The sequence below is a fragment of the Pelobium manganitolerans genome (assembly GCF_003609575.1).
Classification (GTDB): Bacteria; Bacteroidota; Bacteroidia; order Sphingobacteriales; family Sphingobacteriaceae; genus Pseudopedobacter; species Pseudopedobacter manganitolerans.
The window spans coordinates 1-23,954 of the sequence record NZ_MBTA01000030.1 but is presented as its reverse complement, the minus strand read 5'-3'; the positions used below and the strand labels follow the sequence as shown (position 1 = coordinate 23,954).

Here is a 23,954-nt window from a genome sequence, read left to right as displayed (position 1 = left end):
AGCTCTAAACCTTTACCACTCCTGATTGTGTAAGCGCAAAAACTTTTTCGCCGGTTTTGGGCTTAATATTATACAAGCCGGTAAATGTGCTGAAAGCGGGCATTACCGCATACTCTTCACCGAAATAAAAACACGGAAATTTAAGTCGTTGTTTAGCTTTACCAACCACTGTTACGCCTGGATGCACGTGTCCGCTTATCGGGTAAAGTTCTTCTTCTGTGCATTGTGGGGCATCATGGATAAAGCAAAAAGGCCCTAAACAATAGCTAGGTTCATGAATTTGGATATCCATACTGGCATAATCTGCCTTGGCTAAACGATCGTGATTGCCTTTAACCAGCAAAAATTTGATGTGAGCATAAGTCTGTCGCCACAGCCTAAAATCCTCAATATCTGAATTTAATCCGTGATGGAACATATCGCCATTAATTAACAAGGTGGTGGGCTGATATTTTTCAAACAGCAATCCCAAACGCAATAAATCTTGCTGGGCCACACTTGCCGGCACCGGCACTCCCAAACGCCTAAAATGCGCTGATTTTCCCAAATGCAGATCCGAGATAGCCAGCAAACCATGCTCGGGCAAATACAGGGCACGGTCCGGGTCTAAAACCAGCTGTTCATTGTGGGAAGTGAATTTCATTTAGTTGGTTCGGGGTTAGTTGGTTAGGATAGTAGTTTATTAGCCATTAGTACTGGGCTTTGTTCTTTACTCTTTATTCCTTGTTCTTTAATCCAGTTGCTTAGGTGTGAGGGGCTAGTTGTTCGGCTGGTGGCGTTCATTAGCCATTAGTACTGGGCGCTTTGTCTTTATCCTTGTTCCTTCATCCTTGTTCTTTACTCTTTATTCCTTACTCTTTCCTCCTCAAATCCAAAACTCACCATTTTGTTGCTTCTGCCTTCATGCGCGCTATGCGTTCTTCCAAAGCTTCAGAACTCATGCTTTCTCTTAAACTATCCACCTTTATTGGGAAAGAGAGCGGCGTAAAGCTTTTGGGTGTGGTGATTACAATTTCGCTTTGCCGGATGCGCTCCAATGCGGCTGCCAAACGGGGTTCTTCTAACTGCTGATAAAAAACCTCATCATAAGCTTGGCGCAAAAGTAAATTATGTTTGTCAAAATCGCTAAAAACGTTAAAAAACAAACCAGCGGATGACTGTAGGTGCCTGTTGGCAACGTACTTGCCCGGATAGCCTTGGAAAACCAAACCTGATATGCAAGCGATATCCCGAAATTTCCGGCGTGCCATTTCGGTGGAGTTAATGCTGGCGCTGATATCTTTAGTCAGGTTTTTTGGCGAAAAAACATCGTAAGCAATGGCGTCATCCATCGGTATTTCCGTATCGCTCAACAGTTCAAAGCCATAATCATTCATCGCGATAGAAAAACTAATGGGCAATAACCGGCTCAAACGATAGGCTACCAAAGCGGCTAAAACTTCGTGCACCAAACGCCCCTCAAACGGGTAAGCAAACATATGAAAACCTTCCTTGTTGCTAATCATTTCTATCAACAGCTCGGTGCTTTTGGGCACGTGCGAGCGTTTTTCTTGCAACAAAAACAATGGGTAAACCACGTCCAGCTCTTCATCTTCGTGCTTTTGGTCCAAAGCTTCATTATATTTTTTGCGCAATACCGCCCCCAAGTTTGACGAAAGTGGTAACCTGCCCCCCAGCCAGCTGGGCGATACCGCGTTTTTATTTTTACTCAGCTTCACAATCACCGTCATATCCTTAACCTGCACAAACTCTAAAACGCGCCCGGCCAAACGGAAATTGTCGCCAGCGTTCAACCGGCTCACAAAATATTCTTCAATCATGCCAATATACCCGCCCGATAAAAACTTCACTTTCAACATCGCATCGCTCACAATAGTGCCAATATGCAGGCGATGGCGCATTGCCAGTTGCCTGCTCTTCACCTTCCAAAGGCCATCATCGTCTTTGGCAACTTTTTTAAATTCGGTATAAGCCGTTAAACTTTCGCCGCCCGAAGTAATAAAAGTCATCACCCAATCCCATTCCTCAGGCTCAATCAGCTGAAAAGCGTGCGTGTTTTTTATCTCCTCATAAATCACTTTATCATCAAAACCATCACCAATGGCCAAAGTCACCAGATACTGGATTAGCGTATCAAAAACCATAATTACGGGTTCACGGCTTTCGATATTTTTAGTTTTTGCCGCCTCTTTGATGGCCGCCGCCTCCACCAACTCTAAGGCATGGGTAGGCAAAAAGTAAATTTTTGAAGTTTCATAGGGCGAATGTCCCGAGCGGCCGGCACGTTGTAAAAAACGGGCGACTCCCTTTGGCGAACCCACCTGCACCACCGTATCCACCGGTTTAAAATCGACACCTAAATCTAAAGACGAGGTTGCTATTACGGCTTTTAGCTGGCCGGTATGCAAAGCATCTTCTATCCAGTTGCGCAACTCAAAATCAATAGAACCGTGGTGTATGGCCAGCTGGCCGGCAAGCTCCGGATCCAGATTTAGCAAATGCTGGTACCACATTTCTGTTTGGCCGCGGGTATTAATAAAAATGAGCGTGGTTTTGCTTTGCGCGATGATGGGCAACAGTTTATAAGCCAGTTTTAGGCCGAGGTGGCCCGCCCAAGGCAAAGTTTCTACATCATCTGGCAAAATGGATTTGATTTCGATTTTCTTTTCCAAATCTGCCTTTACAATATGCCGTTTCTCGGTGTTTGGCGTAAGCACTTCCATGGCTTCCCCAATATTGCCAATAGTGGCCGATATGCCCCAAACCTTTAACGCTTGCGCACCAGCACTTTGCCGCAGACCTTTAATGCGCGATAGCGCCAGTTCTACCATTACGCCACGTTTGCTGCCCAAAAGCTCGTGCCATTCATCTGCAACCACACATTTTAGGTTTTTAAACAATCCCGAAGAGTTTTTTTGCGCCAACAACAAGTGAATGCTTTCAGGGGTTATCAACAGCACCTCGGGCATCGATTTTTTTTGCTGCAGCTTCTCCGCTTGCGAGGTATCGCCGTTGCGCACGCCCACCGTCCAATCCAAGCCCAGTTCTAATAAAGTTTGGCGCATGGCGCGCGCTAAATCTTTGGCTAACGAGCGCAAAGGCGTAATCCAAATCAATTGCAGGTTTTGCTTTTTGCCTTTCGGCGGATGCTGGTTTAGCGCCTCAATAACTACGGCTAAAAATATAGCGTAAGTTTTACCAAAACCGGTTGGTGCATTAACCAAACCGCTGTAGCCTTTTAAATAATAATCCCAAGCCTCTTCCTGAAAAGCGAAAGGCTTTTTGCTATCTGCCTTAAGCCAATCTTTCACTTGTTTATAGCCTTTGGTTTTTTTTATATCCATAGCTACAAAGTTGATTGTAAAAGCTGTTGCAAATCTTGCAGAGTGTTAATTTCGGATGCGTTTTTGTCTTTCCGCCAACGCAAAATCCGCGGAAAGCGCAAAGCCAAACCCGCTTTATGGCGTTTGCTCTCTGCAATACCTTCAAAAGCGATTTCAAAAACCAGCTCGGGTTTTACGGTGCGCACGGGCCCAAATTTTTCTACCGCGTTACGGTTTACAAAGCTGTTTACTTCTTTAATTTCTTGATCAGTAAGGCCCGAGTAAGCCTTGGCAATGGTAACCAGCTTTTCACCATCGCGTACAGCAAAGGTATAATCGGTAAAAAAGTTGGCGCGCCGGCCGCTTCCCTTTTGCGCATAAATCATTACTGCATCAACGGTGTAGGGGTTAACTTTCCACTTCCACCAATCGCCACGTTTACGGCCACTGTGGTAAAGCGAATCCAGTTTCTTCAGCATCAGGCCTTCGCTGTTTAATTCGCGCGAGCGCGCTCTTTCTTGCGCCAGCTCATCCCATGACGAGGCTTCCACAACAGGCGATAACAACACCTGTCCACTGTTTATATTATTGATGATTTGCTGGAGGGCTTTTCTTCTGCTGGCTAAAATTTCTTGCCTAAAATCATCTCCCTCATGCTCTAACAAATCGTAAACAAAAAAACCGATTGGTGCATTTTCCAGTTCTTTTTTGGTGATGGTTTTACGGTTTAAACGTTGTTGTAAAGTACTAAAAGGCAAAACGGCACCATCCTTTACTGCTAAAATTTCGCCATCTAAAACAGTTCCATCGGGCAAACTGTCTAGTAAAAAATGAAGTTCTGGAAACTGCTCGGTAACCAGCTCTTCGCCACGGCTCCAAATAAACAGCTCGCCGTTGCGCTTTACAATTTGCCCGCGTATGCCGTCCCATTTCCACTCGGCTTGCCATAAATTAATGTCCCCTAAATTTTCGGGTTCGGTATCTAAGGCGTAGGCTAAGCAAAAAGGATAAGGCCACGAGCTGTCGGTGTTTACGTGTTCGCCGGCAATTAAATCATGGAACGTAATTTCGTAGGGATTCCATTTTCCCATAATGCTGTGCGTAATTTGAGCACTGTCTAAATCGCTAAATTTGGCTAAAGCGTTAACCAACATTTTTGCCGAGACGCCGATACGGAAATTACCCGAAATAAGCTTATTAAAAATAAAGCGTTCATTGGTTTCTAAGCTATTCCAGGCGTTTAATATAAAAGCCTTTTTGGTATCGTCGTCTTTGCCTTCCAAACCGTGCAAATCCTCAATCCATTGGTGCAAATGCAAGTCGGCCTGTTGTTGCGCAGGCGGTAATAACAAAGCGATGGTTTCGCTTAAATCGCCAACATTGGTGTAACTTTCTGTAAACAGCCACTCGGGCGTTTGCGTAATTTCGATAGCCCAATATTTTAGCAAAGCCGATTTTATAGGACGTTTAGGCTTTTTGCCGGTGAAAAGCGCAATTACCCAAACTTTGTCTTTGTCGTTGGCCTCGGTAAAATACTGCACCAACGCGGCAATTTTATCATTGGTTTTATTGCTGAGTTCCAGCTCTTGGATTAGCTGCGCAAAACGTCTCATGCTTCCTCCTTTTTGGCAGATGACTGTTCTGCTTTGTTTAAATCCACTTTGTTCTCTTCATCATCCTCTTGCCCAAAATGTGTGCTTACTACCTCTGCGCGTGTGCCAATTTGGTTTAAATATCTGGCAAAAGCCGATGTAAAGCCGTGGGTAACGTAAACTTTTTCTGCTTCGGTTTGCCGGATGGCTTGTAACAGGCCGGGAAAGTCTGCATGGTCACTTAAAGCAAAACCGGCATCTGCACTTTGCCACCTCCTGTGCGCACGCACCTGCATCCAACCCGAACAAATGCCCGTTACCGGATGGTGCAAGCTTTTCATCCAGCGGCTATCGCGCATGGCCGGCGGAACAATTACAATCCCGTTTTGAAGCTGGTCTTTACTAATTTCTGGAGTGATACGTTCACTCAAAGGTAGCGCTACGCCCGCTTTGAAAATCACCTCATTTAAATTGGCAATGCTGTTATGCACATAAATTGGCGCCACGCCATGTAGGTTTTTGATAAGCCTTTGTGCTTTGCCTAAACTGTATGCGATAAGGACACTTGTTTTTTTATGTGCGATATTGTTTTGCACCCAGTTTTGGATGTTGCTGAAAACTACATTTTGAGCCTGCCATTTGTAAATAGGCAAGCCAAATGTACTTTCCGATACAAAGGAATGGCATTTAATGGGTTCAAAAGGTGTACTGATACCGTCATCCTCAATTTTATAATCGCCAGAGATAACGCAGATTTCTCCTTTATACTCCAACCTCACCTGTGCCGACCCAATGATGTGCCCGGCCGGAAAAAACGTAATTTTAACGCCGTTACGGGTTATACTCTCGCCGTAAGGTAGGCTCTGGACGTTTAAATCGGGACTGATTCTGCTTTTGATAATGGGTTTGGTAAGCGAGTGGCATAGGTAATTTTTGTTTCCAAAGCGTACATGATCAGCATGTCCATGAGTGGTAACCGCATAATCTACAGGCCACCACGGATCCACATAAAAATCGCCTTGTTTACAGTAGATACCGCGTTTGGTAAATTTTATCAATGCCATTTGGGGAGTGTTAGTTTTAAATTTAAGAAAATCTAAAACTGTGCCGAGAAGAAAAGTCACGTTACCCTTAGTCCAAAGAAATCAACAACAAAGAAATGTATTGGGTTCTTACTTAACGCCTAATGGATTTTCAGCGATAAAATTGTGATATCATCCGTTGCCTCGCTATAATTACGCAGGATATCCAGCTTATCAATTAAGGATTGGTGCAACTGCTTAAGGTCTTTGTTTCTGTTCTCGAGCAAAAAATCGGCTAATTCTTCTTCCGTTATCGATTGCTCTTCTTCCCCGTCATACTCTACAATCCCGTCGGTATAATTAAAAACGATTGCGCCGGGTTCTAATTCCAGCTCGCCTTCATTAATAAACGGAAGTTCATCAAAAACGCCGATCATGGTGGTGCCTTTCTTCAAATTCAGCACCTCGTTTTGATGCACAACAATAGGGCAGTTATGCCCGGCGTTTATGTATCTTATTTTACGGGTGGCCTCGTTATAAACACCCACAAAAAGGGTAATAAACCGGTCTCCTTTGGTATTGTTGTAAACAATTTCGTTTAGTTTTTCTATCAAAATGGGCAGGGGCGCGTTTAAACTTACCAAGGCCCTAAGGCTGGCCTGGAAATTTGCCATAATTAAAGCCGCAGAAATTCCCTTGCCCGAAACATCTGCCACACACCATAAAAATTCCTCGTTATTAATCTGTATAAAATCAAAGAAATCGCCTCCTATACTTTGGTGCGGCCGATAGATAGACTCTACATCCAAAAAGACATTTTTGGGCAAGTTTTGCGGAATCAGCATGTTTTGCACTTGCTTGGCCAGCTCTACCTCGCGCTGTAAACGCTCTCTGTACAGGCGCTCTTTAAACAGCTTTTTATTCTCAAAGGCAACAACAATAACATTAATTAAGGTTTGGATGTAATCCACACTGTTCTCTAGCAGGCGTTCTCCGTGATCAAAATGACCCACAAGCACAAAAGCCAAAGCTTCATCTTTATGATGTACCGGGATAAAATAATCAAAAGCGCTAAAAATTGGATTGCTGTGGCTGGCAATATGCACGGGGACTTTAAGCGGTAAAAGCTCATCTGCAATCAATTGCAAATCTTCGGGCGCTTCAAGCTCGCCACCAAAGTTAGACACGCAAAAGAACTGGTCGATATTCAAAAGCAACAACCTAAATTTCTTCACTTTCAGGTTATTCCTCATGATGGTTTCCAGCATTTCTACTAATGCCTCGCTGGATACATTGCTGTTTATTGCCCGGGTAATTTCTAATAGCGCGCTTAGCTCTGCCTGTCGTTTAAGCAACAGTTCAACTATATCTATCTGGGCATCAGATTCTGATGAATCGTGCTCTAGCATTTTTTCTTTATTGTGTGTGGTTTAGAAAATAAATGTACAGAAAGCAATACAAAGTGTCAACTAAAGCCTATCTTTTTCGGTTTAAAACCCAAGTATGCACCAAACCCAGTCTTTACTTTACCAAACGCCCCTTCCACTTATATTTGCCCGCATTGCCCACCACGCCAATGTATATAAAGTATATAACGTGCAGTACGGTTAAAAAAGGCAGGTAAAGCAATAGGCTGTTCCGTTTGGCAAATGCAGTTAACGGTTCTAAGAAAAACAGCTCGGCAGTTAATTTAATAGCAAACTGCACTAGCACCAGCTCAAAAAAATAAGGGTTAAAAAAGCCAAGTACAAAGTTTAGCGCTAAAGAGAAGTTAAACAACCAAATACAAACGGCTAAAACCGTAATTTTTTTGTCTTTGTATTTTACGCTTTTGCTTGCCCAGCGCCTTCTTTGCTGAATGAGTTCTTTTAGATTTGGTTTAGCGTGTGTGTAAACGCAGGCATCTAATGTTTTGCAAAAACCAATGGTGCCGGGATATGCTTTTGCCACTTTGTGCAGAAAAAGTTCATCATCGCCAGAGGCCAAATCATCTATACCTTTAAAGCCGCCCAAAGCCAAAAAAACCTCTTTTTTATAAGCTAAGTTGGCCCCGTTGCAGGTAGAAGGCTTTCTGTTACCAATACCCGCTGCACCAAATCCAATCAGGTATAAAAATTCTAAGGTCTGCAAACGCTCAAACAGGCTTTTTTCTTGGTGGAAGGCCACCGGTGCACTAATTAGGTTGTAGTTTTTTTCTTGATAAAGGCCCACGATGCTGATGAGCCAGTTTGGTCCCATCCGGCAATCGGCATCTGTGGCCACCATTAATTCGCCTGTTGCTAGGTGGATGGCTTCTGTAATGGCTTTCTTCTTATAAGAATTTAAAGGTTCGTTTTCGTTTAAACGGATTAATTTTACGCCACGGTTTGCGTAAGACGCGATAATTTCTGCGGTGCGGTCTGTAGAATGGTCGTCAACCACGATAAGCTCCATCAGCTGTGCCGGATAATTTTGCGCTAAAATATCTTCAATAGTTTTATGGATAGATTTTTCCTCATTACGCGCTGCTATCAGCACAGAAACCGGGGTATGTGCTTTAACCAAAAGCGGCACATAAGGCTCAATTTTGCGCCATCCGTTTTTTAAAAACAAAACCAAGAAAGCGTATAAGAAAGTAAGCGCAAGCGAAACAGCGCTAAGAATCACGGTTGCCAAAAAAATTTAGTTTAAACACAAAATACACACCAATTATGGCCGGCACTATTAAATTTATGAACCAAATTAACGCAATTGCGGCCATAATTGCCACGTCATGCGTAGTGATAAAACCAAAAAAGTAGCTGGCTGTCAAACTGCGCACGCCAACATCCAACAAATCCAAAGAAGGCAGGGCCGATTGAATAAAAAACAGGATAAACACCATGAGCGCCGTTTTAAAAAAAGCAATCTCGGGCAATAAAAGGTAAATAATTAAAATATACTGCAGCGTAAAAACCAAAAAACGGGCGATGCTATAACGCATCACCTTGCTCAGCTCTTTTTGATGATAGCGGTTTAACACCGAGAAAAAACGCTTGTAACGCTTTAAAAAACGGATTTTTTTTATCGATTTCTCAACCCAGCGGATATTAAAATAAAATACCAGAAAAAACACACAAAAGCCTATCGCCAACAGGCTTACGCCAATGAAAAGCCACTGATTTAAAGGGTTAAAGTTGTAGATGAACCAAAGCAAAGCCAAAGCGCCACAAACATTGGTGATTACCATTTGCGCAAATTGCCCCACGCCCATGGCTACCACGCCCTGTATGCGCCGGCGCGGGGATAAAAAAAACACCCGGCCACCGTATTCGCCTATCCTGTTCGGAGTAAATATTGCCCAGGTTAATCCGCAAAAAACAGACTCAACTGCGCGGTAAAGGCTAATTTTCTCGACCTTTGAAATCAGAAATTTCCATTTGTAACTTTCTATCAGCCAATTTAAAAGCATTAATAGCAGCAACAGAATAAACGTGGTGTAAACTTTTAGGGCAGATAGCGATTTAACAAGCTCCCTAAATTCGCGCAGGTTTTGGTGGTTGCTCAGTTTTTTGTAGATGAAGTAAGCCGCTAACCCCACTATTAAAAGTTTTAAGCAATAGCTGAGGATTTTTTTTTGAGCGCTAGTCAACAGGTGAGTGATTTTGTACAATGTTAAGAATTTACGCTAATATTGCGGGCATGTTGAGAGAAAAATCCAAAGAGCGCATCATCTTGGGCATTGACCCAGGCACTGCTATAATGGGTTATGGTTTGGTAAAAGAAACCGGCAACAAGATAGAATTACTGAGTTTGGGCGTAGTAAAAATGACGCACTTAGAGGATCATTTTTTAAAGCTGCAACGCATTTTTGAAAAAACTACGGTATTAATTGAGCAATACCAGCCAGATTGCATTGCGCTTGAAGCTCCGTTTTACGGAAAAAACATTCAGGTAATGTTAAAACTGGGGCGTGCACAAGGCGTGGCGATGGCTGCTGGCCTGGCCAAAGGCTTACCCATCTTTGAATATTCGCCAAAAAAAGTGAAGCAATCTATCACCGGAAACGGAAGCGCCACCAAAGAGCAGGTGGCCGCTATGCTAAAACAGCTGCTCAATTTTAAAGAAACTCCCGAGTTTTTAGATGCTACAGATGGCTTGGGCGTTGCCGTTTGCCACTCGTTCCAAAAAATAAGTGCTGGTGGTAAATCTAAAACTTACAGCGGATGGGAAGCTTTTGCCAAAGACAATGCTAAACGTGTAAAATAATTAACGTTTGCCCTCCCACTCGGCATAAAACTGCTCCAGATATTGCAACATAAAAGTATGCCTTTGTTGCGCCATTTCTTTGCCTTTCGCCGTATTCATTTGGTCTTTTAACAGCAACAACTTTTCGTAAAAATGGTTAATAGTGGGCGCCGTTGAATTTTTATAAGCTTCTTTACTTTGGTTTATCTTTGGTTGGATAGCCGGATTGTACAGCTCGCGGTTTTTGTAACCTCCGTAGGTAAATGCCCGCGCAATTCCAATTGCGCCGATGGCATCTAAGCGGTCCGCATCTTGCACCACCTGCATCTCGGGCGATGAAAATTGAACCTGCCCTAAGCTTGTTTTGAAAGACATATTGCGGATAATCAGTTGCACGTGGACAACCGTTTCTTCATCAACAGCTAGGCTACGCAAAAAATCTCCTGCTTTTTGTGGTCCAATTTCTTCATCGCCGTTATGGAATTTAGAATCTGCGATATCATGCAGTAAGGCCGCAAATTCAACTACGTTTGTGTCCACTTTCTCTTCGTCGGCAATGGCTTTAGCGGTTTTCCACACGCGTTCAATGTGCCACCAATCATGCCCGGTTTCAGCATTTTCGAGTTCTTTTTTTACGAAGTTTAAGGTAAGCTGTATGTTTTGGTTCATTTAATTTTATTCGTTTGCCCATGAAGAACGCAGAGTAACTGAGTAGGCGGTAAATTTGCGTTAGACCTGTTGTAAAGAGAATGCTTTTTTGAGTTTGAAGAATGATCTAACTTCCCTTTGTTCCTCTAATCATTTTTTCTAGGTCATCCCACATTTCATCGGGTACAATCTCTAAACCGTTAAACTGCCCGGCGCCTTGCAACCATTCGCCACCATCAATGGTAATTACTTCGCCGTTGATGTATCCCGAAAAATCTGATAAAAGATAAGCCGCTAAGTTAGCCAGCTCTTGATGGTCGCCTACTCTTTTTAGTGGAACACGATTTTTAAAGTCGAACTTTTTGGCCATTTCGCCGGGCAATAGCCTGTCCCAAGCGCCTTTGGTAGGGAAAGGTCCCGGCGCAATGGCATTGCATCTTATTTGGTGATGCCCCCACTCTGCCGCTAGCGAACGGGTTAACGCCAAAACACCGCCTTTTGCACATGCCGAAGGCACCACATATCCCGAACCTGTAAACGCGTAGGTAGTTACAATATTTAGCATGCTTGCGGCCTGCTTCTCTTTGATCCAATGTTTGCCAAAAGCTAAGCTGCAGTTTACCGTTCCTTTCAACACAATATCAATAATGGTACTAAAAGCGTTTGCAGATAAACGTTCGGTTGGAGAAATGAAGTTCCCGGCGGCGTTATTCAGCAAGCCATCAACAGCGCGGAACTGCTCTAAAGATTTTGCAAGTAGCTGCTCCACTTGCTCGGCATCTCGAACATCACAAGCTACCGCCAAAACTTTGCCTCCGGTTTTTGCTTCCAGTTCTTCGGCGGTTTGCTGCAAAACTTCTAACTTCCGCGATGTGATGACCACATTTGCGCCCAATTGCAACAAATAAGTGCTCATCGCTTTGCCTAATCCTGTACCGCCACCGGTAACTACGTAGGTTTTACCTTTTAGTGCATTGTCTTTTAGCATGGGTTGGGTGTGCATGGTAAATTGGTTTTAGATTGCGATTAAGTTAAGCATAAACTTTTGTTCTTCAACTGCGGAGCGGATTTTAATCAGAACAGATTTGAACTTGTTTTACCGCTTTGTTTTATCAAAAAACAGTTTAGCAAGAAGAATAAAAAAGCTGCTAAAGCGCTTCGCAGCGAAATTGTTAAATGTTGGTAGCTTGCTGTGTTCCTGTTTACAAACCCAACAAATCTCGGATAACAAAAACGCCTCCCGAAAATCGGGAGGCGCTGCTACTTAAAAATATTTAAACCGCTTATTCAATAACGGTTACCTTAATCATATTGGTTTTTCCTTTTTTCTCGATAGGGATAGCCGCCGTGTTAATTACAATATCTCCAGATTCGATGATTTTTTCGGCTTTTAACACCTTGTTTACCTCGCTAATCGTTTGGTCGGTGCTTTCAAATTTATCGTAAAAGAAACCTCTAACACCCCAAAGCAAGCTTAAGGTGTTTAGTAAATTGTGGTTAGAAGTAAAGATGAAAGTGCCTGCTTTTGGGCGGTGAGATGAAATTTGGAAAGCAGTATAACCCGAAGAAGTCATAGAAACAATGGCGCTGGCTTTTGTTTTATCGGCCAAGAATACCGCCGAGCTACAAACCGCATCGCCCATATAAGTGGTTGAAGTTTCGTCTAGTTCTTTCGGTCTGTAATAAGGATACGAGGTTTCTTCTACATGGCGCACAATTTTGCTCATGGTTTCAATCACAATCAGCGGAAACTCGCCAACAGATGTTTCGCCACTTAGCATCACCGCATCGGCTCCGTCCAAAACAGAATTGGCCACGTCATTTACCTCTGCACGGGTAGGACGCGGAGTGGTAATCATACTCTCTAGCATTTGCGTAGCTACAATTACCGGTTTTGATGCCTTGTTACACTTTTTGGCAATCATTTTTTGTAATACCGGCACTTCTTCCAAAGGCATTTCTACACCCAAATCGCCACGTGCAACCATCACACCGTCAGTAACTTCAATAATGGCGTCGATATTTTCAATAGCTTCCGGTTTTTCAATTTTCGCAATTACGCGAGATGTTTTTCCGCTGCGGCTGATGATCCGTTTTAAATCAATAATATCTTCTGCGGTGCGCACAAATGATAAACCAATCCACTCCACATCATTAGCTAAAGCAAAATCTAAATTCACTAAATCTTCTTCGGTAAGCGAAGGGATAGAAACTTTGGTATTTGGCAGGTTAACGCCTTTACGGCTGGTTAGCAGGCCACCGTGTACAACTTCGCAAATTACGGTGTCTTTACGGTTGGTTTCCACTACCTTCAGTTGCAGTTTACCGTCATCTAACAAAATAATTTCACCTGCCTTAACATCTTGCGGAAAAGTATCGTAAGTAATGTAAATCTGGTTATCATCACCAATGCACTCTTGTGTGGTAATTTTTACATGCGTGCCATTTACAAGGTTAATTCCGCCGTCTTTCACCATCCCTATGCGGATTTTAGGCCCCTGCAAATCGGCCAAAATGCCTACGTTGGTTTTATATTTCCGGTTAATCTCGCGGATGGTGTTAATAACCTCTTGGTGTACCTCTGCTTTTCCGTGCGAAAAATTGAGGCGGCAAACATCTACACCGGCTTTAATTAATGACAGTAAAACATCTTTATTTGACGAAGCAGGCCCAAGCGTTGCAACAATCTTGGTCTTTTTTTGTACAACTTTCATATATTTTTTGAAATTCTTTGTTTCAGATTTTTTAACGTAATCAGTTCTTGGAAACCAAAAGTAGTGTAATTTTCACACTAACTCAAATTGCAATTAAAAAATCAGGTTCTCTTTTGATTTCAATTTGTTGGGATTTAGCTCTGCCACCGCCTGTATTTCGGGTATCTGCTTTAGCTGTGCAAAAAATAAATCAAAGTCTTCGTCATCTATAAACTCCTTTATAATGATAAAAAAATCAATTTCCTTCATCTCTGGGATAAGCAGCCCATCAGTGCCCCGGTTGCTTAATAAAGTGAAATAACACTCCACATTATCCGGAAAATAAGTGTAGCAAGAATAATACTTAGTGCCGGTGTTTTTAAAGGAGATGACCAAATCGTCCGATTTTTCAAAGTCAGACTCGGTATACTTATTTATAATATGGCATAGCCTATAATCGCGTAATTGGGCGGTTATGGCAAGAAGTTTGAAGTCAAAATCAAGTCCAACCTCTAATAATTTTTTTTTAAGCATAATAAAGATTATTTTCGGTTCTTGTAAGCCCCAAAACGGCAAATTAGCGCCAAAATTAGGGCAAAAACAAAAAGGTTTGATATTTAACAGAATTTATTTTTCTTTGCACAGAATTTTTAACCCTTAATTATAAGTATTATGTCTGATATCGCTTCAAGAGTAAAAGCAATTATCGTTGAAAAACTAGGTGTAGACGAAGGTGAGGTAACCCCAGAGGCTTCTTTTACAAACGATTTAGGTGCTGACTCATTAGACACCGTAGAGCTGATCATGGAATTCGAAAAAGAATTTAACGTAGCAATTCCTGACGATCAAGCAGAGACCATCAGTACTGTTGGCCAGGCTATCTCTTACTTGGAAAAAAACGTAAAGTAATTATTGCTTAATTGAATAAATGGAGCTGAAAAGAGTTGTTGTTACAGGATTAGGGGCGCTTACTCCAATCGGGAAAACGGTTCCGGAGTATTGGGAAGGCTTAGTGAATGGAGTAAGCGGTGCCGCTCCAATGACGCGCTTTAACACAGAAAAGTTTAAAACTAAATTTGCCTGTGAAGTTAAAGACTTTGTTGCCGAAGACTATTTAGATAAAAAAGAGGCTCGGAAAATAGATCCATTTGTTCAGTATGCTTTAGTTTCTACCGCAGAAGCTGTTGCTGATGCCGGGCTTGATTTTGAAAAACTAGACACCAACCGCATTGGTGTAATCTGGGGATCGGGTATTGGCGGTTTAAAAACATTTTTGGACGAGATTATGAATTTTGCCAACGGCGATGGTACGCCAAGGCTTAATCCGTTCTTTATCCCAAGGATGATTATTGACATTGCACCCGGACATATCTCTATGAAATACGGCTTGCGTGGCCCTAATTTTTCATGCGTATCTGCCTGTGCTTCCTCTACCAACGCGTTAATTGATGCCTTTAACTACATCCGTTTAGGTAAGTCAGATGTGATTGTGTCTGGCGGCTCTGAGGCCATATTAAACGAGGCTGGTATTGGCGGATTTAATGCGATGCACGCTTTATCCACCCGTAATGACGATCCACAAACCGCATCAAGACCTTTTGATAAAGACCGCGACGGATTTGTGGCCGGTGAAGGAGCTGGAACCATAATTTTAGAAAGTTTAGAACATGCGCAAGCGCGTGGCGCTAAAATTTACGCAGAAATGGTAGGCGGGGGCATGAGTGCCGATGCAAACCATATTACTGCACCACACCCAGAAGGTTTGGGCGCCAGATTGGTAATGAAATCTGCATTAGAAGATGCTGGCTTAAAAACCACCGATATTGATTATATCAATGTTCACGGTACTTCTACTCCATTAGGAGACATTAGCGAAACTACCGCAATTGTTGATTTGTTTGGCGAACACGCTTACCAGCTCAACATCAGCTCAACAAAATCAATGACCGGCCACCTGCTTGGCGCTGCCGGTGCCATTGAATCTATTGCGAGTATTTTGGCTATTAAAAACGGAATCATCCCGCCAACAATCAACCATTTTACAGACGACCCGGCTATAGATCAAAAATTGAATTTGACCTTTAACAAAGCCCAAAAGCGCGATGTAAAATATGCATTGTCAAACACCTTTGGCTTTGGTGGCCATAATGCTTCCGTAATATTCAAAAAGTTTGAAGGATAAGGTTGCGTTAACAGCCTTTTTCTTAGTTTTTTGAATTTTTGTTAGCCCCACAAGGTTCACACAGCTTTTGTTGAATGTCCTTATCAAAAATTTATAAACTTCATCTTTCTCCCGACCGTGGATTTGTAAAGAGGATGAGAAACCTGCTTGGTTTTGTACCGGGAAACATTGCCCTTTATAAAATGGCATTCCGGCATAAATCAATGGCCGTTCTTTTAAAAAATGGTTCTAAAAGCAGCAATGAGCGTTTAGAGTTTTTGGGCGATGCCGTTTTAGGCTCTGTAATTGCCGAGGTTCTTTTTAAACTTTACCCCTATAAAAACGAAGGCTTTTTAACCGAACTGCGCTCTAAAATTGTGCGTAGGGCCAACCTTAACCAATTGGGCCGCAAGCTGGGCTTTAATGAGCTTATTGATTTTGATGCTAAGACTGTAAACGTGGGCTCGCACCAAAGTTCGTTGCTAGGCGATGCTTTTGAAGCCCTAATTGGCGCCATCTATTTAGATAAAGGCTACGATTTTACCAAAAGCTACATTACCGAAAGGATTATCAAACCTCATATTGATATTCATACTTTAGAGCTAACAGAAGTGAACTTTAAAAGTAAGCTGATAGAGTGGTGCCAAAGACAGGCGAAAGAAATTGCTTTTGAACCTATTGCAAATGCCGACGGAGATAGCACAAAACTGTTTTCTGTGCAGGTGTTAGTTGATGGCGAGGCAATTGCCAGCGCTACCGATTACAGTAAGAAAAACGCCGAGAAGCTGGCGTCAGAGAAAGCCTGCGAGGTCCTAAATGTTTGATTAGAATGCTCGGGCGCTTATTAAACCTCCCTTTTACCGATTTTTTGTAATTTTAGCGCGATAAATCCAACAAGTGTGAGATACATGGCCGATACCCAAACGCAAGAAGAAACCTTTACCTTAGATGAGATTCTTACCTCATTAAAAATGGTGCACCGCTTAATATTGTGGAATGATGAGGTAAACACTTTTGACCATGTAATCCATTGTTTAATGAAATACCTTGACTACTCTGAGAACCAAGCAGAAAAGATTGCCTGGACCGTGCATAACGAAGGTAAGTGCGCGGTATTAGAAGGTTCTTTCACGGAAATGGAAATTTACCGTAAAATTCTGAAGCAGGAAGGTTTAACGGTAAGCGTAGAGTAAACGCTAGAAATAGCAAGCCGTGTGGTCTCTCCCTTTCACAGGTAACCTAAATTTTAAAGCAATCTCGTGCGAACCTTTTTGCACCTTAGCCAGTTGCGTAGCTGTAAAATCATAAGAATAACCCAGTTGCAAATCCGGAGTAATAAATACGGAGGCCAAAGCATCAAAAGAATCTAAAGAACGGTAAGATGCGCCTAACCAAAGCACTTCATTAATTAAAAAATTGGCATTAATATCAAACTGCGTTGGCGAGCCGTTTACATATTTTATTAAAAAGTTAGGCTTAAACTTTAAGCCATCATTTACCTGAACTAAATAGCCTGCCTGTAAAATATAATGTGGCCTATAAGCACTTTTATTTGCACTTTTTGCTAAAGAACCAATATCTCTATAAAAAAAGTGCGGCGCCGAAATACCTACGTAATACTTATCAGAAAACAGCATGGCGCCCCAACCAAAATTAATGCGCATACCGTTGTAATCTTCAAAAACAGGATCGCTGCCCGAAGCAGGGCTTAAGCGGTAATTTTCGGAATAGGTTGCCCCAAAGTTGCTGCTGCCTGCGTTAACGCCCACAGCAAAGTACGACTCGTAACCAACAGGTACACGTTGGGTTAAACTCACGTCTCCACCGGTTTCGCGGATAACTTCCCCAATCTGATCGTTTATCAGGATACCTCCTACAAAAGTATTGCTTTCGCCGATTGGGCTATGCACAGAGATGGTTTGCGTATTAGGTGCACCTTTAAAACCTACCCACTGGTGCCGGCTTAAAGCGGTGAAAGTTAACGATTCGTCTAAAGCAGCATAAGCAGGGTTGATGGCCAAGGTGTTAAACATATATTGCGAATACATCGCTTTTTGTTGCGCAAAAAGCCCAAGCGTCAAAAAGCAAAGCAATAACGTTAACAAAGTCCTCATTAATATTCTCTAATACATGCAGGTGTGCATTAGAGGTTTATACGAAGACTGGGTAAAATAGGTTTCTAAACGGGGCAATAAATCCCCAAAAACTGCAGATTTACGTAAAAATAAAAGTTGGCATCAAATAGGTGTCTTAAAGGCTTTTTAAAGCAAAATTTTATTTTACAAATAAATTCCGTCTTTTATTCAAGCAAATCATCTATACTATTGTAAGAGACAGAGTGGTAGTTTGCACGCGCATTTTTATAAATTTCTTTTGCAGATTTTTTACCCTCCGCCGTTTTAGCAAGTTCTTTATAAATCGGCATCAAAAATTTGCGGCGGCCTACTTCTGTTAAAAATTCTTTGATTGCCGGATAAGCTTTCTCGTATTTGTTTTTTACGGCCAGCACGTACCAAGCACATTGTACCTCCGCATTTTTAGAAGCCGTAAAATTGAACTCGGCGTCTACTAACTTCATCGCATCTTGACCTACATTATCAGGTAATTTATGAATGAAATACAGTTTTTCGTTAGTAGAGGTTATCTTTTTGCTTAAACCGCCGGCGTTTTTTGTAGCTAAAAACTGCTGGGTTAAAGAATCAATATTGTTAAAAACCGAACTGCTTGGCGCTTTAAATTCTTTGGGCAAACCGGGCTGATAAACCCAAGCATAAGAATCTATCTGTTTTTTTAGTTTCTCGTCGCCTTTAATCAAAAGCTGGTTCAGCTCGTTTAAGAAAGTATCGTTATCAATGGTTTTAAAAGCGTGGCGCGAAAAATAATCCTTCAAAAAAGCATCAAATTTCTGGCGGCCTACGGCTTGCTCAATCGTTTTTAAGAAGAAATACCCTTTTTCATAAGCAATGTCTGAGACATTATCATCGGGGTTGCGACCGGTGAAATCAACTTTTAAACGGGTGTCCGGATTTTTATCGCCCATTTCTTTAATGCCTTCCATCAAGCTTTGGTAGCCCAACACTTCTTGCATTTTAGCTTCATCTGCACCGTAAAGTGCTTCTATAATGCGTCGTTCAAAATACACGGTAAAGCCTTCGTTCAGCCAGAAATCATTCCAAGTGGCGTTGGTTACCAAATTCCCGCTCCAGCTGTGTGCCAACTCATGTGCAACCAAACTCACCAAAGAGCGGTCGCCGGCAATAACGGTTGGCGTAGCAAAAGTTAACAGCGGATTTTCCATACCGCCAAACGGAAAGCTAGGAGGCAAAACCAGCACATCATAGCGTCCCCAGCGGTAATCACCGTACATTTTTTCGGCGGCATTCACCATCTTGCCCATATCCGCAAACTCGTAGGCTACCTTGCTCAGCATTACGGGCTCAGCATATACTCCTGTTCTTTGGTCAATGGCTTTAAACGCAATGTCGCCTACCGCCAAGGCCATTAAATAAGAAGGGATAGGATGTGGCTGTACAAATTTGTATTTTCCGTCGGCCGATTTTTTTTGCGGGTTTTCTGCACTCATTAATGCCAGCAAGTTATTTGGCACCTCCACATTTGCAGTATAGGTAAAGCGTATCCCCGGACTGTCTTGCGTTGGTATCCAACTGCGGGCTAATATAGCCTGCGATTGCGTAAACAGAAAAGGCTGCTGTTTACCCGCAGTTTGTTGCGGATTAAGCCACTGCAATGCCGCTGCACTTTTTGCTGTGCTGTAATAAATTTTTATCTTTTGGGTTTGGTTTGTTATTGGGATGCTTAGCGCTTGCCCCAGAACAGGGTCTTTATCGCCTAAAGCGAAGAAAACACCCGTGCTATCCTCATCAAGCGTCACTTTATCGATGGTTAAATCTTGCGTATCAAATACAATTTCATCAGCATTTTTAAGATGTTGAATGGTCCACGTTGCAATGCCTGTAATTTGCTGTTTGGCAAAATCCACTTTCAGGTCTAAATCCAAATGGTTTACCACTGCCTCCTCGGGATTAGAAAATGAGTGTGGGTCTTTGCCGGTTTGCACGGCCTTAGCTTCTTCTGCTTTTTGTTCTTTTTTGTTTTGTGTACAGGATAACAAAATGACCGGGATAATGAACAATAATTTTCTCATAATTTTTTATGCTATCGCAGATAGAATTCCGTTCAACAGGCTTTTCTACGCGGATAATAGACAACGATACTCGCTATTTAAATCTGATACTTATGGTGGCTTTGTGGGCAAGCCCATCGCTTGAACCTGTCCAGCCGCCGTTGTAATTTTTAATAAAATTGATGGCGGCGACGCCTGCTCTTGCAGAAAATGTATTTAAAATTTTGAAATCAGAAAGCTCGCCATTGGGACTTATTAAAAACTGCAGTTCCACTTTTCCTCTTCCTAAATTACTTTCCGCGGCCTGCAAATCCAAATAGTTTTTAAAGCGTTTCCAGCCTACAGATGGCTTAGCGGCAATATCCTCTCTTGTTTGCGCGCCATAGCCAACCACTACGGTTTCTGCCAAAGCGTTTTGACTTGGCGTTAAAGCAACAACTACCGAATCTTGGCTTAGTTTCTTAAGTTTATTGGTATTATAACCCAAAAACTTTATTTCTAAATCGGTATTGTTTTGCGCTGGGATGCTAAAATTGCCATTTACATCGCTTTGCGTGGTACTGCCGGTAGCTAAATTGGTGATGGAAACGCCAGGAAGTGGGGCGTGGTTGGTTTCATCCACCACTTTGCCTTTTAACACATTCACAGAAAAATCCGTTGAATTTCTGAATGCGCGCTTAGCCATTAGTAATCCCGGGCTGGCCATACCCTCGGTGCTACTTACTTCTTTTTTGATAGCCGTAGTGCCTGGCGCGATGTTGCTGGCCATCAGTTGAGGCTGATCCGGTTCTGTTGCAACTACACCCGTGCCTAAAGGTTCTACAATCACATCTTCCTCGGGCACAAAAGCATTAGGTTTGTTTTGGCTGATCGGTTTTTTCCTGATTTCCGCAAGCAGTTCTGGTTGCTGAGTTGCCGGGTTAATATCTATACTGTCGTTACTTTCTGTTTGTATACGCGCTTTTTCTTCTTGCGGAATATCTTCTTTTTGTTGGACCTCGTTTAGCGCGATGGTCTCGTTTTTTGGCATTTGCTTTAAATAAATGCTGGCCACAGCGATGCCGATAAGTACTGAAGCAGCGATGCCCCATTGCTTAATGCCCCAAACCGCGCCCAAGCGTTTTGATTTTTTAAGGCGATTTTCTAAGCGTTCGTTCAGCGACTGCAAATCCGCCAAATTCACGCCTTTTTGCTCGAAACCGTCCATCGCATCTTGCAAAAAAGGATCGTCCAAAGCGCGCGCTTCCAGCAGGTTTTTCTCTGCGGGACTCAACAAGCCTTGGTAGTACTTGCGAATTAGCTCAATATCGTGCTGTGCGTTATTCACTTTGCTTCTCGATACAAATTTTAAGATTACGTTTACCGTTTTGGATATAACTTTTCACTTTTTTTAAGTCGTAGCCGGTTTGCGCAGCCACTTCGGTATAACATTTTTGCTCCAAATAAAACAGCTGCAGGCTTTTGCGTTGCTCTTCCACCAATTTTTCCATACAAGCCTCCATCAGCAATAGCTTTTCTTCTGTTGCGGCCCTATCATCATGATGCAACAAACCGTCTGATTCCACAAAAGCATCATCAATACTTACTGTATAATGTTTAGCCCCTTTACGCAGCTCCATTAAACAATGGTTTTTAGCTAAAACGTACAGCCAGCTTTTAAAATTTGTTACATCGTGTACTTTTAACTTGGTAATTAACTGCTCAAAAATTTGCATTACTGCGTCTTGGCTAGATTCTTCTTGCTTATAATACTTTAAGCACAAGCCATAAACCAAAGGCATATACCGTTTGTAAAGCGTAGCCAAAACATTTAAATCGCCAGCACTTTTATAGGCGGCTACTAAATGTTCATCGGGTAAAAAAGCCTCTTTTGTTTCGCGGTACGCAACCATTTACATCAATTATAAAAAAAATAATTAAACAGTTTATGGAAAACGTTTGTTTGGCTCATCATCATACCAAAAATAAAAGACATAAATGCTTTAATTGTTTTTGCGGTGTAAAATGCTTGTTAAACTTTTTACGTGACCATTAACAGCACTCGCCGCTTCATCATCAGCAACAAATAAACAACAATATGAAAAATCTGTTCTTTTTAAGTTTTATCTTTTTGCTTTTTAGCGGATATAAAACAGACGACACCAAACTGGTGAACGGCTTTGTTTTTGGAGAAGATAACGCGCCTTTAGTGGGTGTATCGGTAAAAGCCAAATCGGATCCGAAAATTAACACCTTGAGCAATGCTAAAGGCTATTATAGCATCCGCGTAAGCAAAAATGAGCACAGCTTGGTCTTTAGTTTTTTAGGATACCAGACCAAAGAAGTAAGCATCGGGAAAAAGACCGCCCGCGTATTGATGCGTACAGATGCGCAGAAACTAGAAGAAACTGTGGTTGTAGGGTACGGCAATGTGCACGCGTTGGTCAAAAATTCTAATATGATGGCTGTCCGCGGATTTACGGGGCAGGCACTTTACAGTAGGCAAGATTTTAACACCGAAAGTTACAGCGCCATCAACGAAAACGGCTTTAAAAATGCCAGCTCGGATCCGCTTTCTACTTTTTCTATCGATGTTGATGCAGCTTCGTACAGTAACTTCCGCCGGTTTATCCGCAACGGGCAACTGCCTCCCAAAGATGCCGTGCGGGTAGAAGAGCTCATTAATTATTTCGATTACAATTATCCGGAGCCCAAAAATGGCGAGGCAATTAATATTGTTACTGATGTTGCGGCAGCGCCTTGGAACCCCAATCACCGTTTGGTAAGGGTTGGGCTAAAGGCAAAATCCATCCAAAATGAAAATTTGCCCGCTTCCAACTTGGTTTTTCTGATTGATGTCTCGGGCTCTATGCAAGGACCGGACAGGCTGGAACTTTTAAAAACATCTTTTAAACTGCTTAGCGATCAGTTAAGGCCGCAAGATAAAGTAGCCATTGTAGTGTACGCCGGTGCGGCAGGTTTGGTATTGCCTAGCACCAACGGCAATAACAAGCAAAAAATTAAAGACGCCTTAACAAATTTATCTGCCGGCGGTTCTACAGCTGGCGGCGAAGGGATAAAGCTGGCTTATGAAACCGCCAAAAAGAATTTTGTAAAGGGCGGCAACAATAGGGTGATTTTGGCAACAGATGGCGATTTTAACATTGGCGCCAGTAGCGATGCCGAGATGCAACGCCTGATAGAAAGTTACCGTAATGATGGTGTTTTTTTAAGCGTGCTGGGCTTTGGCATGGGCAACTTGAAAGACAGCAAAATGGAGGTTTTGGCAGATAAGGGGAACGGCAACTACGCTTACATTGACGGTTTAAATGAGGCTAAGAAAGTTTTGATTAAGGAGTTTGGCGCCACCTTATTTACGATAGCAAAAGATGTAAAACTGCAGGTTGAGTTTAACCCGGCGCTAGTGCAGGCTTATCGGCTAGTTGGTTATGAAAACCGCCTGTTAAACAAAGAGGACTTTAAAGACGACAAAAAAGACGCCGGAGATATGGGAGCGGGGCATACCGTTACGGCTTTGTACGAAATTATTCCGCAAGGATATAAAAGCGAGTTTGTAAAGGAAAACGAGGGCTTAAAATACCAGAAGAATGCCATGCTAAAACCCTCCAAAGAATTGCTGACCGTTAAATTGCGCTATAAAAAGCCAGATGAAGACAAAAGCCAAGAATTTAGCACTGTTTTAACAGATAAAGGAGCAATGGAGATAGGAAGTGCCGACTTTAAATTTGCAGCTGCGGTTGCCGAGTTGGGGATGCTTATGCGCGATTCGGAATTTAAGCAAGAAGCGAGTTTTAAGAACCTAATCAATGCAGCTAAGGAGGCAAAAGGCACTGACGAAAACGGCTACCGGGCAGAATTTATTCAGCTGGCAGAAAGTGCAGCTTTGTTGAAAGGGCAGTTAGCTGAGGGCGTTAGGTTGGATTGATGTAGCTATCTTTGAGTTTTATAGAGCGAAATGCCTCCTTTAACGCCGTCATCGCGAAACCGCGTGGCTTAGGCTTGTGCATTTGGAAAGCGGTTGTGGCGATCTCTTTTTTTCTTGCGGTGTCTTTGGTTGTAAGCTATTCTTTCCGATGCTGTTTCTGCTACTCGTAATTTTTTCCGTTCATCGCCACTAGGGCTAGTCCTTTTTTCGGTAGTTTTTATTATTTTCTTTTGCCCTCAA

21 protein-coding genes are annotated in these 23,954 nt (G+C 42.5%); 6 read left to right on the top strand and 15 right to left on the bottom strand.

Annotated features, from left to right (window positions below; genetic code table 11):
- Positions 1 to 4: 4 nt before the first annotated feature.
- The 7 genes from pdeM to BCY91_RS16495 form a co-directional block, all read right to left on the bottom strand.
- Positions 5 to 643, bottom strand: a complete 639-nt coding sequence (gene pdeM / locus BCY91_RS16525) for a ligase-associated DNA damage response endonuclease PdeM (RefSeq protein WP_120183160.1) — start codon at positions 641 to 643, stop codon at positions 5 to 7.
- A 235-nt stretch (positions 644 to 878) separates the two neighbouring features.
- The gene (locus tag BCY91_RS16520) at positions 879 to 3,344 is read right to left on the bottom strand and encodes a ligase-associated DNA damage response DEXH box helicase (protein WP_120183159.1); all 2,466 of its coding nucleotides are present in this window, start codon (positions 3,342 to 3,344) and stop codon (positions 879 to 881) included.
- Positions 3,345 to 3,346: 2 nt separating this feature from the next.
- Entirely contained in the window at positions 3,347 to 4,936 is a 1,590-nt protein-coding gene (locus BCY91_RS16515; RefSeq protein WP_120183158.1) for an ATP-dependent DNA ligase, read from the bottom strand.
- Positions 4,933 to 5,979 carry a ligase-associated DNA damage response exonuclease gene (locus BCY91_RS16510; RefSeq protein ID WP_120183157.1) on the bottom strand — a complete coding sequence of 349 codons (1,047 nt, stop codon included), beginning with the start codon at positions 5,977 to 5,979 and terminating at the stop codon, positions 4,933 to 4,935. Before BCY91_RS16510 ends, BCY91_RS16515 begins: the two co-directional genes overlap by 4 nt.
- Before the next feature lie 119 nt (positions 5,980 to 6,098).
- Positions 6,099 to 7,346 (bottom strand): PP2C family protein-serine/threonine phosphatase, encoded by a 1,248-nt coding sequence (locus BCY91_RS16505; protein WP_120183156.1) that lies wholly within the window; start codon positions 7,344 to 7,346, stop codon positions 6,099 to 6,101.
- 112 nt (positions 7,347 to 7,458) lie between these two features.
- On the bottom strand, positions 7,459 to 8,583 hold the full coding sequence (locus BCY91_RS16500) for a glycosyltransferase family 2 protein (protein WP_245989251.1): 1,125 nt from the start codon (positions 8,581 to 8,583) through the stop codon (positions 7,459 to 7,461).
- A complete protein-coding gene (locus BCY91_RS16495; protein ID WP_182995427.1) occupies positions 8,573 to 9,547 on the bottom strand; it encodes a lysylphosphatidylglycerol synthase domain-containing protein in 975 nt (324 codons plus the stop codon). Before BCY91_RS16495 ends, BCY91_RS16500 begins: the two co-directional genes overlap by 11 nt.
- 50 nt (positions 9,548 to 9,597) lie before the next feature.
- Between BCY91_RS16495 and ruvC the strand changes: the two genes are divergently transcribed.
- Positions 9,598 to 10,164, top strand: coding sequence for a crossover junction endodeoxyribonuclease RuvC (ruvC, locus tag BCY91_RS16490; protein ID WP_120183335.1), 567 nt, complete (start codon positions 9,598 to 9,600; stop codon positions 10,162 to 10,164).
- Here the strand turns inward: ruvC and BCY91_RS16485 are convergent, their stop codons facing one another.
- From BCY91_RS16485 to BCY91_RS16465, 4 genes are all read right to left on the bottom strand, one after another.
- A complete protein-coding gene (locus BCY91_RS16485; RefSeq protein WP_120183154.1) occupies positions 10,165 to 10,812 on the bottom strand; it encodes an HD domain-containing protein in 648 nt (215 codons plus the stop codon).
- A gap of 106 nt (positions 10,813 to 10,918) precedes the next feature.
- Positions 10,919 to 11,794, bottom strand: coding sequence for an SDR family oxidoreductase (locus tag BCY91_RS16480; RefSeq protein ID WP_120183153.1), 876 nt, complete (start codon positions 11,792 to 11,794; stop codon positions 10,919 to 10,921).
- 280 nt (positions 11,795 to 12,074) lie between these two features.
- On the bottom strand, positions 12,075 to 13,505 hold the full coding sequence (gene pyk / locus BCY91_RS16470) for a pyruvate kinase (RefSeq protein WP_120183151.1): 1,431 nt from the start codon (positions 13,503 to 13,505) through the stop codon (positions 12,075 to 12,077).
- Between the two features lie 93 nt (positions 13,506 to 13,598).
- Positions 13,599 to 14,018 carry an IPExxxVDY family protein gene (locus tag BCY91_RS16465; RefSeq protein ID WP_120183334.1) on the bottom strand — a complete coding sequence of 140 codons (420 nt, stop codon included), beginning with the start codon at positions 14,016 to 14,018 and terminating at the stop codon, positions 13,599 to 13,601.
- Positions 14,019 to 14,156: 138 nt separating this feature from the next.
- Between BCY91_RS16465 and BCY91_RS16460 the strand changes: the two genes are divergently transcribed.
- From BCY91_RS16460 to BCY91_RS16445, 4 genes are all read left to right on the top strand, one after another.
- A complete protein-coding gene (locus tag BCY91_RS16460; RefSeq protein ID WP_068823284.1) occupies positions 14,157 to 14,393 on the top strand; it encodes an acyl carrier protein in 237 nt (78 codons plus the stop codon).
- A 19-nt stretch (positions 14,394 to 14,412) separates the two neighbouring features.
- A complete protein-coding gene (gene fabF / locus BCY91_RS16455; protein WP_120183150.1) occupies positions 14,413 to 15,666 on the top strand; it encodes a beta-ketoacyl-ACP synthase II in 1,254 nt (417 codons plus the stop codon).
- A 74-nt stretch (positions 15,667 to 15,740) separates the two neighbouring features.
- Positions 15,741 to 16,469: a ribonuclease III gene (gene rnc / locus BCY91_RS16450; RefSeq protein WP_120183149.1), complete on the top strand. Its 729-nt coding sequence runs from the start codon at positions 15,741 to 15,743 to the stop codon at positions 16,467 to 16,469.
- 84 nt (positions 16,470 to 16,553) lie between these two features.
- Positions 16,554 to 16,838: an ATP-dependent Clp protease adaptor ClpS gene (locus BCY91_RS16445; protein ID WP_120183148.1), complete on the top strand. Its 285-nt coding sequence runs from the start codon at positions 16,554 to 16,556 to the stop codon at positions 16,836 to 16,838.
- 3 nt (positions 16,839 to 16,841) lie between these two features.
- Here the strand turns inward: BCY91_RS16445 and BCY91_RS16440 are convergent, their stop codons facing one another.
- The 4 genes from BCY91_RS16440 to BCY91_RS16425 form a co-directional block, all read right to left on the bottom strand.
- Positions 16,842 to 17,759 (bottom strand): PorP/SprF family type IX secretion system membrane protein, encoded by a 918-nt coding sequence (locus tag BCY91_RS16440; RefSeq protein WP_120183147.1) that lies wholly within the window; start codon positions 17,757 to 17,759, stop codon positions 16,842 to 16,844.
- A gap of 185 nt (positions 17,760 to 17,944) precedes the next feature.
- A complete protein-coding gene (locus tag BCY91_RS16435; protein ID WP_120183146.1) occupies positions 17,945 to 19,810 on the bottom strand; it encodes a M1 family metallopeptidase in 1,866 nt (621 codons plus the stop codon).
- A 73-nt stretch (positions 19,811 to 19,883) separates the two neighbouring features.
- A complete protein-coding gene (locus BCY91_RS16430) occupies positions 19,884 to 21,116 on the bottom strand; it encodes a carboxypeptidase-like regulatory domain-containing protein (RefSeq protein ID WP_120183145.1) in 1,233 nt (410 codons plus the stop codon).
- Positions 21,109 to 21,681 carry an RNA polymerase sigma factor gene (locus BCY91_RS16425; protein ID WP_120183144.1) on the bottom strand — a complete coding sequence of 191 codons (573 nt, stop codon included), beginning with the start codon at positions 21,679 to 21,681 and terminating at the stop codon, positions 21,109 to 21,111. The genes BCY91_RS16430 and BCY91_RS16425 overlap by 8 nt, the downstream gene beginning before the upstream one ends.
- Before the next feature lie 185 nt (positions 21,682 to 21,866).
- On the opposite strand from BCY91_RS16425, the gene BCY91_RS16420 reads away from it, so the two are divergent.
- Entirely contained in the window at positions 21,867 to 23,714 is a 1,848-nt protein-coding gene (locus BCY91_RS16420) for a vWA domain-containing protein (protein ID WP_120183143.1), read from the top strand.
- Positions 23,715 to 23,954: the final 240 nt, after the last annotated feature.

Bases quoted from the DNA above. Each gene is read 5' to 3' on its own strand.
- pdeM (WP_120183160.1), bottom strand. From the start codon at position 643: ATGAAATTCACTTCCCACAATGAACAGCTGGTTTTAGACCCGGACCGT.
- BCY91_RS16520 (WP_120183159.1), bottom strand. From the start codon at position 3,344: ATGGATATAAAAAAAACCAAAGGCTATAAACAAGTGAAAGATTGGCTT.
- BCY91_RS16515 (WP_120183158.1), bottom strand. From the start codon at position 4,936: ATGAGACGTTTTGCGCAGCTAATCCAAGAGCTGGAACTCAGCAATAAA.
- BCY91_RS16510 (WP_120183157.1), bottom strand. From the start codon at position 5,979: ATGGCATTGATAAAATTTACCAAACGCGGTATCTACTGTAAACAAGGC.
- BCY91_RS16505 (WP_120183156.1), bottom strand. From the start codon at position 7,346: ATGCTAGAGCACGATTCATCAGAATCTGATGCCCAGATAGATATAGTT.
- ruvC (WP_120183335.1), top strand. From the start codon at position 9,598: ATGTTGAGAGAAAAATCCAAAGAGCGCATCATCTTGGGCATTGACCCA.
- BCY91_RS16485 (WP_120183154.1), bottom strand. From the start codon at position 10,812: ATGAACCAAAACATACAGCTTACCTTAAACTTCGTAAAAAAAGAACTC.
- BCY91_RS16480 (WP_120183153.1), bottom strand. From the start codon at position 11,794: ATGCACACCCAACCCATGCTAAAAGACAATGCACTAAAAGGTAAAACC.
- pyk (WP_120183151.1), bottom strand. From the start codon at position 13,505: ATGAAAGTTGTACAAAAAAAGACCAAGATTGTTGCAACGCTTGGGCCT.
- BCY91_RS16465 (WP_120183334.1), bottom strand. From the start codon at position 14,018: ATGCTTAAAAAAAAATTATTAGAGGTTGGACTTGATTTTGACTTCAAA.
- BCY91_RS16460 (WP_068823284.1), top strand. From the start codon at position 14,157: ATGTCTGATATCGCTTCAAGAGTAAAAGCAATTATCGTTGAAAAACTA.
- fabF (WP_120183150.1), top strand. From the start codon at position 14,413: ATGGAGCTGAAAAGAGTTGTTGTTACAGGATTAGGGGCGCTTACTCCA.
- rnc (WP_120183149.1), top strand. From the start codon at position 15,741: ATGTCCTTATCAAAAATTTATAAACTTCATCTTTCTCCCGACCGTGGA.
- BCY91_RS16445 (WP_120183148.1), top strand. From the start codon at position 16,554: ATGGCCGATACCCAAACGCAAGAAGAAACCTTTACCTTAGATGAGATT.
- BCY91_RS16440 (WP_120183147.1), bottom strand. From the start codon at position 17,759: ATGAGGACTTTGTTAACGTTATTGCTTTGCTTTTTGACGCTTGGGCTT.
- BCY91_RS16435 (WP_120183146.1), bottom strand. From the start codon at position 19,810: ATGAGAAAATTATTGTTCATTATCCCGGTCATTTTGTTATCCTGTACA.
- BCY91_RS16425 (WP_120183144.1), bottom strand. From the start codon at position 21,681: ATGGTTGCGTACCGCGAAACAAAAGAGGCTTTTTTACCCGATGAACAT.
- BCY91_RS16420 (WP_120183143.1), top strand. From the start codon at position 21,867: ATGAAAAATCTGTTCTTTTTAAGTTTTATCTTTTTGCTTTTTAGCGGA.